Raw genomic sequence first — 14,644 nt, 5'->3', positions numbered from 1 at the left:
ATTCAGCCTGCCTTTGCCATCTGCATCAGGGTAACGCGCTGCTGCAAGCGGCGCTGCGCCTGGTCGACAACAACGGCGACGATGATGACAAGGCCCTTGATCACCATCTGCCAGAACGAACTCACACCCATCATCACCAACCCGTCCGAGAGAATTCCGATCACGAAGGCGCCGATAATCGTGCCGCCAATCGTGCCGCGCCCGCCCGACATGGATGTACCACCGAGAACGGCTGCTGCAATGGCGTTGAGTTCGAGATTTGTGCCGGTCGCTGGGTGCGAGGCCATCAGCTCCGAGGAGATGATGAGGCCGACGATCGCCGCGCAGAAGCCGGAAAACATGTAGACGAACATTTTTACGCGGTTGACGCGGATACCCGACATGCGGGACGCGCGCTCATTGCCACCGACCGCAAAGATATGCCGGCCGAGCGGCACGAAGCGGGCGAAATAGGCGGCCCCCAGCGCGACGACGATAAGGATCCAGACCGAGACCGGCAGCCCGAGGATAGAGCCGGAACCGAGATACGAAAAACCCTGGTTGCCGAGGTCTTCGCGCCCTGTGAGGTTGGGCAGCGTCTGGCCGTCCGAATAAAGCAGCGCCATGCCGCGCGCCACATAGAGCGTGCCGAGCGTCGCGATGAAGGGGGCAACGTTTAGCCGGGTAATCAGCAGGCCGTTGACCGCGCCGATCAGGATGCCGACGACCATCACGATAACAGCCACTTCGACGATGTTGAAATAGACCGTGTAGCCCAGCGGCAGCGCGACGCCGTACATGATGAGCCCGCCTGCGATCATGCCGCAGAGGCCGACGATCGAGCCGACGGACAGGTCGATGCCGCCGGTGATGATGACGAAGGTCATGCCGATTGCCAGAAACGCATTCTGCGTCGCATGCTTCGACATCAGGATCATGTTGGCGGTCGACAGGAAATTCGGCGCGAAGATCGAGAAGAAGATGATCACCGCAAAGAGCGCGATGAAGGTTCGAAGCTTCATCAGCGTCAGCAGGGCGGCTCCGGTGGAGAGGTGGTTGCCGGCGGCGGCAGTTTGCGTTGCTGTCGTCATCACGCATGCATCCTTTTGGTTTTATGTCCCTCTGCGGAGGCCGAGACGATCATCTCTTCGGTGGCGTCCTTGCGGTCGACGACCGTCACCAGCCGTCCGTTGCTCATCACCGCAATGCGATCGGACAGCGCCATGACCTCTTCGAGGTCCGAGGTGGAAAACAGGATGGCGAGGCCCTCGCCTGCCAAGCGCCGCATGGTGCGGAAGACGTCCGCCTTGGCGCCGACGTCGATGCCGCGGCTGGGCTCGTCCATCAGCAGCACCTTCGGCCCCGTCATCAGCGCCTTGCCGATGACGACCTTCTGCTGGTTGCCGCCCGACATGGAGGTGACGTCGAAATCCGGGTTCTTCGCCTTGATGGAAAGATTGCGGATCGCCTCAAGGATCGCCGCCTTCTCCAGCTTCAGGTCAATATGGAAGCCGGCTTTCAGGAACTGGCCGAGGCTTGCCATGGACAGGTTGTCGGCAATCGACATGGACTGCACGAGCCCTTCGCGCTGGCGGTCCTCCGGGATCAATGCAAGGCCCTCGCGGATGCGCCGGGTCGTGTCACGCCCCTTCAGCTCCTCGCCCTCGACGAAGATTTTTCCCGTGTAGTGCTCGTGCCGGCCCATGATGCATTCGAAGAGCTCGGAACGCCCCGCGCCCATCAGGCCGTAGATGCCGAGGATCTCTCCCTTGCGCACGCCGATCGAGACATGATCGACCGCATAGCCGCCCTGCGCGCGCGGCAGGCAGATATCTTCCGTGCGAAAGACTTCCTCGCCCGGCGCATGATCGACCTGCTTGGCAAAGTCCTTGGCATCCGAGCCGATCATGGAGCGCACGATCCAGCGCGTGTCGATGTCCTTGACCATGGCATGGCCCGTGATCTGCCCGTCCTTCAGCACGGTAATATAGTCGCCGATGCGCATCAGCTCTTCCAGCCGGTGCGAGATATAGACGATGGCGACGCCGCGCGCCTTGAGGTCCGCGATGACGCGGAACAGCACGTCGACTTCGGCAGCGCTCAGCGCCGAGGTGGGCTCGTCCATGATGAGGATACGCGTGTCGAGCGAGACGGCGCGGGCGATCTCGACAAGCTGCTGCTGGCCGATCGGCAGGTCTTCCGCCAGCGTATCGGCGGAAATGCCGGCCTCGAGACGGTTCAGGAATTCGTTGGCCTTCTCCACCTGGGCCTTGTGGTCGATACCGCGCAGGCCGCGGGTGATCTCGCGGGTGGCAAAGATGTTCTCGGCGACAGAGAGATTGCCGAAGAGGTTCAGCTCCTGGAAAACGATACCGATGCCGTGCCGCACCGCATCCGCCGGGCTGTTGAGATGAATACGTTCGCCATCCATCCAGATCTCGCCGAGCGTCGGCCGCTCGACGCCAGCGATGATGCGCATCATGGTGGATTTGCCGGCGCCGTTTTCGCCGACGAGCACGTTCACCGCACCGCGCCGAAGTTTCAGATCCGCCTTCTTCAGCGCCACGATGCCCGAATAGGCCTTCGTGATGTCCTTGAGTTCGAGAATGACGTCGCCATCGTCCTGTTCGGCCATCGTCAGCCTCCCACGGTGATGGTGGCCGGCACGAACTGCGGCAGCTGGCCCTTGGCGGGAAACGGATAGGCGCCGGTCGCCTTGATCGTCTTGCCGGTCAGGCCTTCGCGCGACAGTTTCTCCAGCAGCGCACCGTTCACATAGGTGTTGAACGACTTGCCGTACTGCGCCCATTCGATCTGGTTCTTGAACTCGTTGAAGTTCACGAATTTCAGACTGTCGCGCAGCGCCGTACCGCGGATCGCCGGGCCGATCGAGACGCGCACGTCGGCCTTTTTGTCGCCATCGACATCCACATCGACGTAACCGGCACGGGACTTGGTCTCTTCGCCGACGATCACGCCGTCAATCTTGGCAGCGAAGGTCCAGGGCGCGTTGCCCTGCTTTTCCTTGTGGCCGTATTTTTCAGCGGCCGCGTTCAAATCGCTTGCCGCAAGCGCCGAGACGTCCTGGAAGGCGCCACCGCGCTCCTCGAGATAGGGCACGACCTTGGCGTCCCATATGTCGGCGACCAGCTTGTCGGGGTTGAAGGCGCCTGCCGCCGCCTGTTTCTGCTCGTCCTCTGTCTTGACGAACTTGCAGCCGCCGAGCGCGAGTGCGCCCGCAAGCACGAGTATACAGGCAGCGTTGAACCTCAGCATTCCCATTCTCCGTCACAAACAGAAAACGCGAGGCGGGACCGCACCCCGCCTCGCGCCATCGCGGAAAGGATTATTCGGAGAGCGCGAAGGTCTCGAGCTTGCCGGCATTTTCCGCGGTGATGAGCACGCAGTCCATGAGCTGCTTTTCCTCGGCCGGCGCCTTGCCGGTCGTGATGTACTCATGCGCCTGGGTGACGGCGAGCTGGGCCTGGGCATAGGCCGGCTGCATGACGGTCGCCTTGATGCCGCCTGCCTTGATGGAGTCGCGCACGTCGTTCGACCCGTCGAAGCCGACGACGATGACGTCCTTGCGGCCGGCAGCCTGAAGGGCTGCAATCGCGCCCATGGCCATCGTGTCGTTGCCGGCGATTACGCCTTGGATGTCCGGGTTCGCCTGAAGGATGGTCTCCATCTTGGAGTAGCCTTCCGTCTGGCTCCAGTTGGCCGACTGCTGGGCGACCATCTTCATGTCAGGATATTCGTCCATGACGTCGTGGTAGCCCTTGGAGCGGATGCCCGCATTGAGATCGGCTTCTCGGCCGAGCAGCTCGACATAGTTGCCTTTCTCGCCCATCAGCTTGACGAACTCTTCGGCACCGAGCTGGGCGCCCTGGTAGTTGTTCGAGACGATCTGCGAGACGGCGACGCCCGTGGCGTTGATTTCACGGTCGATCAGGAAGGAGGGAATGCCCGCATCCTTGGCCTTCTGCACGGCGGCGATCGAGGCTTCCGAGCCGGCATTGTCGAGGATGATCGCCTTGGCGCCGCGGCCGATGGCGGTGTCGATCAGCTGCGACTGCTTGTTGGCGTCGTCGTCATGCACCAGAACCAGCGTCTCGTAGCCGAGTTCCTTGGCCTTGGCTTCGGCACCGACAGCTTCCGCCTTGAAGAACGGATTGTCGTGGCTTGGCGTGATGATGGCGATGAGGTCGGCCGCGAAAGACGGCATGGCAACGCTTGCGGCCATGACGGCGGCAAAGCCGACGGTGATCAGTCTGCGGGTAATGTTCATAGTTTCTCCTCCCGGTTAGGCACCGAATTCCAGCAGCCATCCCTCCATTGAAAATGGCCGCCCCGGTGCGATCTTTAGCCGGCGCGTGACGCCGGCCGCGGTGGGCCAGGCCCGCCGGAAATCAGGTGATACGCTGGATGCTGGCTGCGATTTCCGCAGGCTCGAACACACGCTTCCAGTCGTCCTTCATGAGCACGGGCTTGCCGAACTCGATCGCCTTGTTGCAGGCGTCGGAAAAGACGCCCGGCGTCTCCTCGAAGATCACCGCGCCGAGCACGTTCATGTGGCCGAGCAGGAAGTCGCGGGCGGCTTCCTTGGCAACGCCGCGGCGCACACATTCATCCATGGCTTCGCGCATCACGACGAGCAGCGAGGCACAGACTGTCTCGGACAAGCCCGGCTCCAGCAGCGCCATCTGCTCAACGGTAACGCGGTGCGAGCGCATGACCGGTGCCCAGATGACCTTGGCGATCTCCTCGCCGAGCGCATAGGCCTCTTCAGGACCTTGCATCAGCGCGGACACGATGTGCTGCTTGGCCGCGACGCCGCCGAAGAAATCGCGCTTGGCGGTCGGGTCGGTCTCGTCGTTGAAGATCGGCGGGTGGCAGGGGTGCGTGACGAAATAGGTGAGGTCCGCGCGTTCCGGCAAGTGGCCGGCGAAGGGGGCGGCGGCATCGAGTGCCACCACCATGGTGCCCGGCTTCAGCTTGTCGGCAATGCCGGCTGCGACCTTGCCGATCGCCGTATCCGGAACCGCGAGAATGACGACATCAGCGCCATCGAGGCCTTCATCAGCGGACACGCAGGAGAGCCCGAGATCGTCGGCAAGGCGCGCCTTGCCGACATCGCTCACTTCGATATGCCGGACATCAAAGCGCGAACCCTTGAGATTCTTGGCGAGCCGATAGCCCATTTTGCCACCGGCACCGAACAGCGCGATCGATGTCATCGAAGACCTCCCTGAATGCGAGCGGCCGGATCCAAAATCCTGTCCAGCCGAAATTTCTTCCACCGGTCACCCGGCGTGGGCCTATATTTCTCAACTGGTATAACAAGTCAATAACTATCTCTCAGAATAAGTGACATGGCAGATCCAGCTTTTCATTCCGACGGCCCAAAGAAAAAGCCGACCGTCTCTCGACGGCCGGCTCAAGGGCACGCGCTTTACGCATGCATGGGATGTCAAAGGCTGACGCGGTTGAAGGCGGTCAGGTGTTCGGTAACGGTCGCAAGCTCCTCCGCCCGCCGGCGTTCATCCCAGCCTAGGGCAGACGCGGCGACGGTTGCGATCTCGTCCAGTCCGGCGACGCTGAGCCGCCCTTCGATGGCAAGCGTCGTTCGCCGCATGACGATATCAGCGAGATGTTCGACCATTTCGCTGCGCGCGATCCAGTCGATTTCCGCCTTGCTGTAACCATCCACATGGGCGAGCGGCACAGCGCCGCCCTCCCCGCCGATATGGGCCAGCACCGCATCGGCGGTTGTGCCGTAACGGCCGAGCAAAGCATCGACCATCGCGGCAGGCAGGCCGCTTTTCGCGGATCGCCCGGCAACCCAGGCGCGCCGCGCGACATCATCCACCGGGAAGTCGCGCCCGCCGCCGATCGGCAGCATCTGCGTGCTGATCTTGCGCGGACGGCCCATGCGCGCGAGGATCGTATCGGCGACCTCCTCGGCGAAACCGCGGAAGGTGGTCCACTTGCCGCCGACCAGCGAGATGACGGAAAACGGTCGCCTCTCGGCAGGTTCCGCCACGGGTGCCGAATGGTCGCGGCTGATCAGGCCGGGATTGCTGGCGTCCGACGCCGGCAGAGGCCGGATGCCGCTATAGGCATAGACGATCTGCTCACGGCCGAAGTCCAGCTTGGGCAGGAGAGACCGCAGGCTGGCAAGGAAATAGTCGATCTCCTCCTCCTCGCAGCGCACCGTCTCGGGATTGTCGGCCTTGGTATCCGTCGAGCCAACCAGCGCGAGACCGAGGAAATCGTAGACCAGGCAGATACGCCCGTCATCGGCCTCGAAATAGATCATCCGGCCCTTGAGGCTTTTGACGAGATCGGGGTGCCTGAGGAGGATATGCGATCCCTTCGTGCCACCGATCAGTTTTCCGGGAACGCCAAGCGTCGCATTGACGTGATCGATCCAGGGACCCGCACCGTTCACGACGGTGGCCGCGCGCACCAGCCGTTCCGTGCCGCGCGGATCGCGAAGCCGCAGCACGCCTTCCTCCTGCCCGAGCAGCGTCGTGTCATTCATCGCGCGGGCGTCCGGGCTGGCATCAAGGCCATCCCGCACCAGTTCCCAGACCAGCCGTTCCGGCCGGCTGATCTTGGCGTCATAGTAGATGCCGCCGGCAACGATACGCGGCGTGATTTCCGGCATTTCCTCCAGCGCCTTGCGGCGAAAGAAGAACTGATGTTTTGGCATGACGCGATGCCGTGCGCCGTAGAGATCGTAGAGCGCAAGGCCGATCTTGATCAGCACGGCACCGCGGCTGCGCGGCGCGGTCGTCGAGCCGAGCAGTGTGCGGAATGCCGCAAAGGCCCCCTTCATCAGCGAGAAGGAAGGAATGAAAGTCGGCAGGGGCTCGACGCAATGCGGCGCGTTGCGCAGCAGCAGATTGCGCTCCAGCGTCGACTGCGCGACGAGGCCCAGTTCCCCCGTCTCCAGATACTTGATGCCACCATGGATGAGGCGCGAGGGGGCGGCGCTCGTGCCTGAGCCGAAATCGGCCTTGTCGACGATCAGGCATTTCAAACCCTGGAGGCAGAGATCCCGAAAGAGCCCGGCCCCGTTGATGCCCGCGCCGAGGATGATCACGTCGAAGGTCTCGACCGTGCCGGCTGTTGTGTTCGTCATGAGAAGCAGTCCTGTTGCTATGCAGCGCCGCCGAGGCGCCGGAGCGTCGGCCAGAGCGGCTTCATGGCCTCGGCGAGATCGAGGAAGACCCGATATTTCTCGTCATAGGCGCGCTGCCGGTCTGGATCCGGCTGGTAGGTCGTCTCGATCGACACAAGGTCGCGCGGATCGGCAGTGGGCGAGGCAAAGAGCCCGGCGCCTGCACCCGCGCACAACGCCGCGCCCCAGGCAGCTGCCTCCTCCGTCCGTGTCGCCGTGACCGGCAGGCCGAGAATATCGGCAAAAAGGCCCGCCATGGCGGGATTGCGCGAGATGCCGCCCGTCAGACGGGCCGAGGTCGGCGCAAAACCATCACGCAGCGCATCGACATGGACACGATGGTTGAAAGCGATGCCTTCCAGCACGGCCCGCACCAGATCGCCCCGGTCGTGCCAGGCATTGAGCCCATAGAAGCCGGCGCTCGACGCTCCGGCGAAGGGCGAACCGAAGAGATAGGGATGGAAGAAGGCGCTCGACGGGCGCTGGCGTGCGACCTCGAATTCCTTGCCGAGGATGGCATGGATGCTTTCGCCGGAGGCCTCGGCCTGCCGCGCATCGGCGGCGCAGAACTGCTCGATGAACCAGTCGTAATTGGCGGTCGAGGCGGGCGAGATGGACATGTTGTTCCACTCGCCCGGCAGGATGCCGTTGCGGCAGAACCAGCGGCCATCGACCTTTGGTGCAGGCGACACCGTCTCGTTGATCGAGTAGGTGCCGGCAATGACGGCGACCACGCCTTCGCCATAACCGCCCATGCCGAGCGCAGACGCCGTGACATCATGCAGACCGGCCATAACAGGCGTGCCCGCGACAAGACCCGTCTGCCGCGCCGTCTCGGCCGTCACACCACCGACGATCTCGGTGGAGCCCGCCATCGGCGGTTGCCGGCCAGCGAGCCGCTCCAGGCCGAACAGACGGAAGGCGTCTTCGGCATAGTCCTGCGTCTGCACATTGGTGAAGGATGTGCTGGCTTCCGTGCGGTCCGTGCCAATCGTGCCGCACAGGCAGAAGCGCAGCCAGTCCTTCGCCGCGATGAAATGGGCGATGCGGGCGTAACGCTCCGGCTGGTGCTCGCGAATCCAGCGCAGAATGGCCGACGGCGCGGAGGCGTGCGGCTTTTGGCCCGTCAGGTCCAGCGAACGTGTGCCAACCTCGCCCTCGTTCCACGCATCGGCAATCGCGCCGGCGCGTGTATCGAGCGAAACAATGGCATTGCCGAGCGGCCTCTTGTCGTCATCGAGCAGATAGATGCCGTCGCCATGGGCGGTGGCGGCAATCGCCACGATGTCGGAAGCCGGACGACCGCAGGCGGCGACCGCCTCGCGGATCGCGTCCGCCGTTGCCGACCACAGCCCGTCCATATCGCGTTCAACATGCTGCGGCGCGGGGATGAGTTGCGGAACACGCCGGCGGGCGATGGCCAGTACCGTGCCGTCCGCGTCGAAGATGACGGCCTTGGTCACCGTCAAGCCGCTGTCTATACCGATGATGCAAGGCATCGCTGTCTCCATTCTCAAGCGAAGGAAGAGCGGTGACCGACATCAAGATATCCGCGGCAGCGGAAACCTCAGCCGGCCCGTTCTCCGTCCGCCACAATGACGTTGATCCCCTTCGAGCGCATGCGCGACAGGTGGGCGATCGGGATATCCTCGTCGACGATCACGGCGTCGAATTCTTCAAGCGCCGCGAAGTGGTGCAGCGCGCGCCGCTCGAACTTGGTGTGGTCCGCCAAAAGCACGCGCCGGGCAGAACTCTCGAACATCGCGCGCTTGGTCGTGACGGTTTCCGGCGACTGGTGATAGACCACGTCATCGACGATCGCCGACAGCGACATGAACACGGTATCCGCCCTCAGGCGGCGAATTTCGTTGGTGGTGATATGCCCCATGAAGGCATTGCACCAATGGTAGAACTGCCCCCCGAGACAGATGAGATTGAGGTCGTTCACCTCCTTCAACTCGTTGATCAGCACGAGCGAATTGGTAATGACCGTCAGCGGCACCTTGGCTGGCAGGAAGCGGGTCATCTCGTGCACGGTCGTGGCGTCGTCCATGAAGATCGCCTGCCCCGGCTCGACGAACTGCATCGCAGCCCTGGCAACCGCCTTCTTCTCCTTGGCCTGCTTGGTGGCGCGATAGGCATCGGAGGATTCGATGAGGCTGGTGGGTGCCGCCGAAACGATGCCGCGCGTCTTGCGGAAAAGGCCGCGGCTGACGAGCTCGTCGACATCGCGGTGCGCCGTCATCAGGCTGATGCCGAAGCGTTCGGTCAGGTCTTCGATGCGGATCGACCCTTCGGCGATGACCGTTTCGGCGATCGCCTGTCGGCGCACGAGCTGGCGCGCATGCCGGCTGTCGCTCGGCAGCTCTTCCGAAAGCAAATCCTTGACGTCGACTTTCTTGTTCACGGGGAACCCTGCCATGCTTCGAGGAGAGAAGTTTGGTATCTCGTATCGGGCGGCAAGGAAAATGCCAAGCAAGGTGGATGGGAGCGCCCGCGGACAGGCGCTCCCGGTGTTGATTACTCGCTCAGAACGAACGGAGCGGTGTACTTGTCGACATTGTCCTTGGTGATCAGCAGGCAATCGAACAGCTGCTTTTCGGTGTCGACACCGGTCGAGCCGTTCTTGATCACGTTGTCGGCCTGCTTGACGGCAGCTTCCGAGAAGACAGCAACCGGCTGGAGGACGGTGTACTGCAGCTCACCGGCCTTGATGGCGGCGACTGCGTCCGGCGAACCGTCGAAACCACCGACCTTCACCTGCTCGAGCTTGCCGGCTTCCTTGAGGGCCGCGATGGCACCCAGCGCCATTTCGTCGTTGCCGCTGATCACGCCGATGATGTCCGGGTTTGCCTGAAGCAGGGACTGCATCTTGGCGTGGCCCTTGGTACGGTCCCAGTCAGCCACTTCCTTGCCGGACTTTTCGAGGTCCGGGTACTGCGTCAGGACGGTTTCGTAGCCGTTCGAACGGGTTGCCGCATTGTTGTCAGCAGGCGCGCCGAAGAGTTCGACATACTTGCCCTTGTCGCCGACCGCCTCGACCCACTGCTGCGCACCGAGAGCAGCGCCCTGGGCGTTGTTCGAAACGAGCTGAGCCTTGGCAAGGCCTTCCTGGTTGATCTCGGCATTGACGAGAATGACCGGGATACCGGCCGCAACGGCCTTCTTCACGGCGCCGACAGAACCATCGGCATTTGCCGGGTCGAGGATAATGGCGACCGACTTGTTGGTGATCGCGGTGTCGATCAGGTTGCTCTCGGTGTTGGTGTCACCCTTGTGCGCACCGACATTGGCCGTGTAGCCGAGCTTTTCGGCGGTCGCCTTGGCGACTTCGCCTTCGGTGAACCAGTACGGGTTGGACGGATCGTTGACGATGACCGTAATCAGGCCCTCGGCCCAGGCTGTGCTGAACAGCAGCGGCAAAGCGGCAGTTGCTGCGAAGAGTACACGCATACCTTTTTTGAACATGATCTCACTCCCTTTGTTGAGTTCGTTTGCGCCGATGATCGGCAATACTTTCCGCTGCCGGGGCACTCGGTGGCCCGCCTCTCCCGGTCGCAGTCAGTTCCGGTCAGTCGCCGCTTTTCAGCGGCGGCCGTATTTGAAGCTGTTGAGCAGAACGGCGGTGACGATCACGGCGCCGGTGAAAACCGTCTGCCAGTAGGCCGAGACCCCGATGATGACCAAGCCATCCGACAGGAAGCCGATGACGAAAGCGCCAAGCATGGTGCCGATGACAGTGCCACGGCCGCCGGTCAGCGCAGCGCCGCCGATGACGACGGCGGCAATCGCCGTCAGCTCGTAAGTCGTGCCGGCCGTCGGGCCTGCCGAGGTCAACTGCGAGGACAGAACCAGACCGGCAACGGCCGCGCAGATGCCTGACAGTACGTAGACCGCGATCTTCACGCCCTTGACCGGAACGCCCGACAATTCTGCCGCCCGCTCGTTGCCGCCCGACGAGTAGAGCCAGCGGCCGAAGGCCGTGCGGGCCAGCAGGATGTGGCAGGCGACGGCGAAGACTAGAAGAACCAGCACGCCGATCGGCACGCCGGCAAGACGGTTGAAGCCGAGCCAGTCGAAGCCGGTATTGCCGAGCTCCGGACGGCCGCCGAGATTGTTGTAGGTGAGGCCGTTGGTCATCAAAAGCGCAACACCACGGGCAACATAGAGCACGCCGAGCGTCGCCACGAAGGCCGGCACGCGCAGGTATGCGATGAGCACACCGTTGACCGCGCCGACGACGGCACCAAGCAGGCAGGTGAGAACCACCACAACCCAGACCGATGGATAGAGGATCACGCCGATCTTCGGCAGCGTGACACCCTGCATCAGGAAGCCCGCGACGACACCGGCCAAGCCCAGCGTCGAGCCGACGGAGAGGTCGATGCCGCCGTTCAGGATGACGAGCAGCATGCCGATCGCCAAGAGGCCGAAGATCGCCACATGCGAGGCCATGATCAGGAAGTTGCTGACCGTGAAATAGTTCGGCGACATCAGCGAGAAGACGACGACGATGGCGATAAGCGCGAAGAAGGCGCGGCCTTCGAACAGCAGCTCGACGAAGCTCTTCTTGCGCTTGCCGCCGCTGACTGCCGCCTTCGTGTCGATTGCAGGTGTGACTGACATGGATTCAGCGCTCCTAATGGGCATGCACGGCTTCGCCAGAGGCGGCCATGATCTGTTCTTTGGTCACGTCGGGACCGAATTCGGCGGAGATGCGGCCACGCCGCATGACGATGATGCGGTGGGCGATGCTGAGGCATTCGCCGACCTCGGAAGTGGTGTAGACGACGGCAAGCCCGTGCTTGGCGCGTTCGGCCAAAAGCTTGAAGACCTCGGCCTTGGCGCCGATATCGATGCCGCGGCTCGGCTCGTCGAGCAGGATGACTTCCGGCTCGGTCGCCAGCATCTTGCCGATGACCACCTTCTGCTGGTTGCCGCCGGAGAGCGAACCGATCGGTGCCGCACCGCCATCCGTCTTGATATGCACCTTGCGGATCGCCTCGCTGATTAGCGACGCCTCGCGGGAGGTGGAGGTGAAGAGGCCGCGCGTGAAGGCGCCAAGGCTGGCAAGCGACAGGTTGCGGCCGACGCTCATGGTCTGCACCAGGCCGTCGCGCTGCCGGTCTTCCGGCACGAGCACGAGACCATCGCGAATGCAGGCCGAAATCGACTGGCCGGTAACGTCCCGGCCCTTCAGCACGACCTTGCCCGCCGTCGGCTTGAGGCGGCCAGCGACCGTCTCGAGCAATTCCGTGCGACCGGCACCCATGAGGCCGTAAATGCAGACGATCTCGCCCTCACGCACCGAAAGCGAAAGCCCATCGACCACCGAATAACCGGCGCCGCCGGGATCCGCCACCGTCAGCCCCTCGATCGACAGTGCCACATCGCCCTTGTCGTAGCCGGTTGGCGGCGAGCCGAGATCGAAATTGTCGCCGACCATGTGCCGGACGATCCATTCGAGGTCGATGTCCTTGCGCTCGGCATAGGCCGTCATCGCGCCATCGCGCAGGACCACCGCATGGTTGGTGATCTGCAGGGCTTCCTCGAGATGGTGCGAGATATAGACGATCGAAACGCCGCGGCTCATCAGGTCGCGGATGACCTTGAACAGCACCTCGACTTCGGATGCGCTGAGCGCCGAGGTCGGCTCGTCCATGATCAGGATGCGCGAATTGACCGAAAGGGCGCGGGCGATCTCGACGATCTGCTGCTGGCCGAGGCGAAGCTCCTCGACCGGGGTAAGAGGATCGATGTCCTCTTCCAGTTCAGCCATCAGGAGGCGCGTCTGGCGCTCTTCTTCTGCGAAGTCCACACCCGTTGCCGTCATGATTTCGCGACCCATGAAGATGTTGTCGCGAACGTTCATGTTGGGAGCGAGGCTGAGCTCCTGATGGATGATGGAGATACCGCGGTCACGTGCTTGGGAGGATGACGCGAAAGCGATGGGCTCTCCATCGAGAATGATCTCTCCGGCGGTGGGCTGCACCACGCCGGAGAGGATTTTCATGAGGGTCGACTTGCCGGCACCGTTCTCGCCGAACAGCGTCGTCACCTGGCCGCGATGAATGTCGAAATTGACGCCCTTGAGGGCGTGCACGCTGCCGTAGGACTTCGCCACGTTGCGCGCGGCGAGCACGACTTCACCCTTCGGGCCGGTGTCGGCGAGCGCGCTCATTGGACGTCGAGCCTCACGGGAATGACGATCCAGCTCTTCGGATTGACCAGCTTGAAGACGCCGATGACCGACACGGTCTTGCCGGGAAGGGCAGCGGGATCGATGCCGCCGAGCACGACCTTCTTGACCTCGTTGTTGATCGCCGAGCCGGCGTCCTGGTACTCGATCTGGTTCTTGAACTGGCCGAATTCGATCTGGCCCGTCGCATCGCGAAGGTCCGTGCCGTTGAGTGCAGGACCGGTCTGCACCCGTACGGTCAACTCGGCCGGCAGGCCTTCGACGGCGACAACGTTGTAATTGGCCTTGCGCTCGCCGACGACGCCGGTGAACTTGACCGGAAGGACCGGGCCGACCGAGGTCGCCACGCCATACTTTTCGGCTGCCGCCTTCTTGTCGACGGCGATCGCCGCCGAAAGCTCGACAGCATCGACGGCGCGCGTCTCGACGCTCTGCTTGATGAGCGGAAACTGCTCGGCACCGTAGGCTTCCGGCGAGAATTTCTGCACCTGCACGTCTCTTTCGGAGCCGATCTGCACGATCGTCGTGTCGAACGCCATGGCGCCGACCAGCACGACGGCGGCGGCAATGCCGATCCAGCGGTAGCTTCGCGGAGACTGCGGCGACTTCGATAGCGTGGTGTCAGTCATGTCGATTGGCCTTGCGATTGAACGGAGGGTACTTCAGTGGCTGCGCCGGCACGGGGCCGATCGCAGGGGCACGCCGACGGACCTGCTTGCACCGTCGCAGGCGGGCGTCACTGTCTTCCGTACAGAACATGTCATGATGTCCTCCCCATGAAGGCGCCGGCCAAGTCTCCTCACCTGCCTTGCGCTGCATTGCACACATCTTCGCAGTTGCGATATATGCGTGTTATATGTCCCAATATATATGTTAACTTAACGCAGGCTGTCAATCTGCCTTTTTCGATCACATTGTCTTCAGGCATGGCGCCTCTTCAGCTTTCCGCTTGGCAAGGCGAGGGTTAGTTCTGCCCTGCAAACCCGGGCACGCCCATGCGAATGGAGCTAGGGCAGAGGCAAAGAGCGAAACTCATCTTCTTGATATTACGTGAAAAAATTTACTTTTGTTGGCATTCCAGAGGTCGCAGTGCCGCGATAAATCCCTCATAGGAATAACGAGGGCATCGCGGAAAACATACCTAAGCTTCACGCCTTGCCTACACTCAGCATACCTGAAAAAAAATTCGAAGGCCGAAAAATTTTACGAGACATACGATAGCTTTGTGTTATGTTCTCTTCCGAGACTTGGGAGTTCCGTGATAAAGTCCTTGGAAGGCC

At 62.6% G+C, this 14,644-nt stretch carries 12 protein-coding genes; all 12 read right to left on the bottom strand.

The features are described 5' to 3' along the window. Window positions 1-2: 2 nt before the first annotated feature. Complete coding sequence (locus BSY16_RS17975) at window positions 3-1,070, bottom strand: ABC transporter permease (protein WP_069060931.1); 1,068 nt, start codon at window positions 1,068-1,070, stop codon at window positions 3-5. After that, window positions 1,070-2,614: a sugar ABC transporter ATP-binding protein gene (locus BSY16_RS17970; protein ID WP_069060930.1), complete on the bottom strand. Its 1,545-nt coding sequence runs from the start codon at window positions 2,612-2,614 to the stop codon at window positions 1,070-1,072. The genes BSY16_RS17975 and BSY16_RS17970 overlap by 1 nt, the downstream gene beginning before the upstream one ends. A 2-nt stretch (window positions 2,615-2,616) precedes the next feature. Beyond that, the gene (locus BSY16_RS17965) at window positions 2,617-3,255 is read right to left on the bottom strand and encodes a DUF2291 family protein (protein WP_069060929.1); all 639 of its coding nucleotides are present in this window, start codon (window positions 3,253-3,255) and stop codon (window positions 2,617-2,619) included. Between the two features lie 70 nt (window positions 3,256-3,325). Continuing rightward, window positions 3,326-4,267, bottom strand: a complete 942-nt coding sequence (locus BSY16_RS17960) for a D-ribose ABC transporter substrate-binding protein (RefSeq protein ID WP_069060928.1) — start codon at window positions 4,265-4,267, stop codon at window positions 3,326-3,328. 121 nt (window positions 4,268-4,388) lie between these two features. Continuing rightward, the gene (locus BSY16_RS17955) at window positions 4,389-5,216 is read right to left on the bottom strand and encodes a phosphogluconate dehydrogenase C-terminal domain-containing protein (protein WP_069060927.1); all 828 of its coding nucleotides are present in this window, start codon (window positions 5,214-5,216) and stop codon (window positions 4,389-4,391) included. Window positions 5,217-5,449: 233 nt separating this feature from the next. Further along, window positions 5,450-7,126: a glycerol-3-phosphate dehydrogenase/oxidase gene (locus tag BSY16_RS17950; protein ID WP_069060926.1), complete on the bottom strand. Its 1,677-nt coding sequence runs from the start codon at window positions 7,124-7,126 to the stop codon at window positions 5,450-5,452. 17 nt (window positions 7,127-7,143) lie between these two features. Further along, complete coding sequence (locus BSY16_RS17945; protein ID WP_069060925.1) at window positions 7,144-8,664, bottom strand: FGGY-family carbohydrate kinase; 1,521 nt, start codon at window positions 8,662-8,664, stop codon at window positions 7,144-7,146. Window positions 8,665-8,732: 68 nt separating this feature from the next. Continuing rightward, window positions 8,733-9,572: a DeoR/GlpR family DNA-binding transcription regulator gene (locus BSY16_RS17940; protein WP_069060924.1), complete on the bottom strand. Its 840-nt coding sequence runs from the start codon at window positions 9,570-9,572 to the stop codon at window positions 8,733-8,735. Between the two features lie 113 nt (window positions 9,573-9,685). Next, complete coding sequence (locus tag BSY16_RS17935) at window positions 9,686-10,633, bottom strand: D-ribose ABC transporter substrate-binding protein (RefSeq protein WP_069061614.1); 948 nt, start codon at window positions 10,631-10,633, stop codon at window positions 9,686-9,688. Window positions 10,634-10,750: 117 nt separating this feature from the next. Then, complete coding sequence (locus BSY16_RS17930) at window positions 10,751-11,791, bottom strand: ABC transporter permease (RefSeq protein ID WP_069060923.1); 1,041 nt, start codon at window positions 11,789-11,791, stop codon at window positions 10,751-10,753. A gap of 13 nt (window positions 11,792-11,804) precedes the next feature. Further along, on the bottom strand, window positions 11,805-13,346 hold the full coding sequence (locus BSY16_RS17925) for a sugar ABC transporter ATP-binding protein (protein ID WP_069060922.1): 1,542 nt from the start codon (window positions 13,344-13,346) through the stop codon (window positions 11,805-11,807). Beyond that, window positions 13,343-13,993, bottom strand: coding sequence for a DUF2291 family protein (locus BSY16_RS17920; RefSeq protein ID WP_069060921.1), 651 nt, complete (start codon window positions 13,991-13,993; stop codon window positions 13,343-13,345). The genes BSY16_RS17925 and BSY16_RS17920 overlap by 4 nt, the downstream gene beginning before the upstream one ends. Between the last annotated feature and the right edge of the window lie 651 nt (window positions 13,994-14,644).

Origin of the sequence: Sinorhizobium sp. RAC02 (assembly GCF_001713395.1) — a bacterium.
Lineage (GTDB): Bacteria > Pseudomonadota > Alphaproteobacteria > Rhizobiales > Rhizobiaceae > Shinella.
This window is presented reverse-complemented; position numbering and strand designations above follow the sequence as displayed.

What these genes read in the sequence shown, in the direction of transcription:
- BSY16_RS17945 (WP_069060925.1), bottom strand. Translation starts at nt 8,664, where the DNA reads ATGCCTTGCATCATCGGTATAGACAGCGGCTTGACGGTGACCAAGGCC.
- BSY16_RS17975 (WP_069060931.1), bottom strand. Translation starts at nt 1,070, where the DNA reads ATGACGACAGCAACGCAAACTGCCGCCGCCGGCAACCACCTCTCCACC.
- BSY16_RS17935 (WP_069061614.1), bottom strand. Translation starts at nt 10,633, where the DNA reads ATGTTCAAAAAAGGTATGCGTGTACTCTTCGCAGCAACTGCCGCTTTG.
- BSY16_RS17930 (WP_069060923.1), bottom strand. Translation starts at nt 11,791, where the DNA reads ATGTCAGTCACACCTGCAATCGACACGAAGGCGGCAGTCAGCGGCGGC.
- BSY16_RS17920 (WP_069060921.1), bottom strand. Translation starts at nt 13,993, where the DNA reads ATGACTGACACCACGCTATCGAAGTCGCCGCAGTCTCCGCGAAGCTAC.
- BSY16_RS17950 (WP_069060926.1), bottom strand. Translation starts at nt 7,126, where the DNA reads ATGACGAACACAACAGCCGGCACGGTCGAGACCTTCGACGTGATCATC.
- BSY16_RS17970 (WP_069060930.1), bottom strand. Translation starts at nt 2,614, where the DNA reads ATGGCCGAACAGGACGATGGCGACGTCATTCTCGAACTCAAGGACATC.
- BSY16_RS17955 (WP_069060927.1), bottom strand. Translation starts at nt 5,216, where the DNA reads ATGACATCGATCGCGCTGTTCGGTGCCGGTGGCAAAATGGGCTATCGG.
- BSY16_RS17960 (WP_069060928.1), bottom strand. Translation starts at nt 4,267, where the DNA reads ATGAACATTACCCGCAGACTGATCACCGTCGGCTTTGCCGCCGTCATG.
- BSY16_RS17925 (WP_069060922.1), bottom strand. Translation starts at nt 13,346, where the DNA reads ATGAGCGCGCTCGCCGACACCGGCCCGAAGGGTGAAGTCGTGCTCGCC.
- BSY16_RS17965 (WP_069060929.1), bottom strand. Translation starts at nt 3,255, where the DNA reads ATGCTGAGGTTCAACGCTGCCTGTATACTCGTGCTTGCGGGCGCACTC.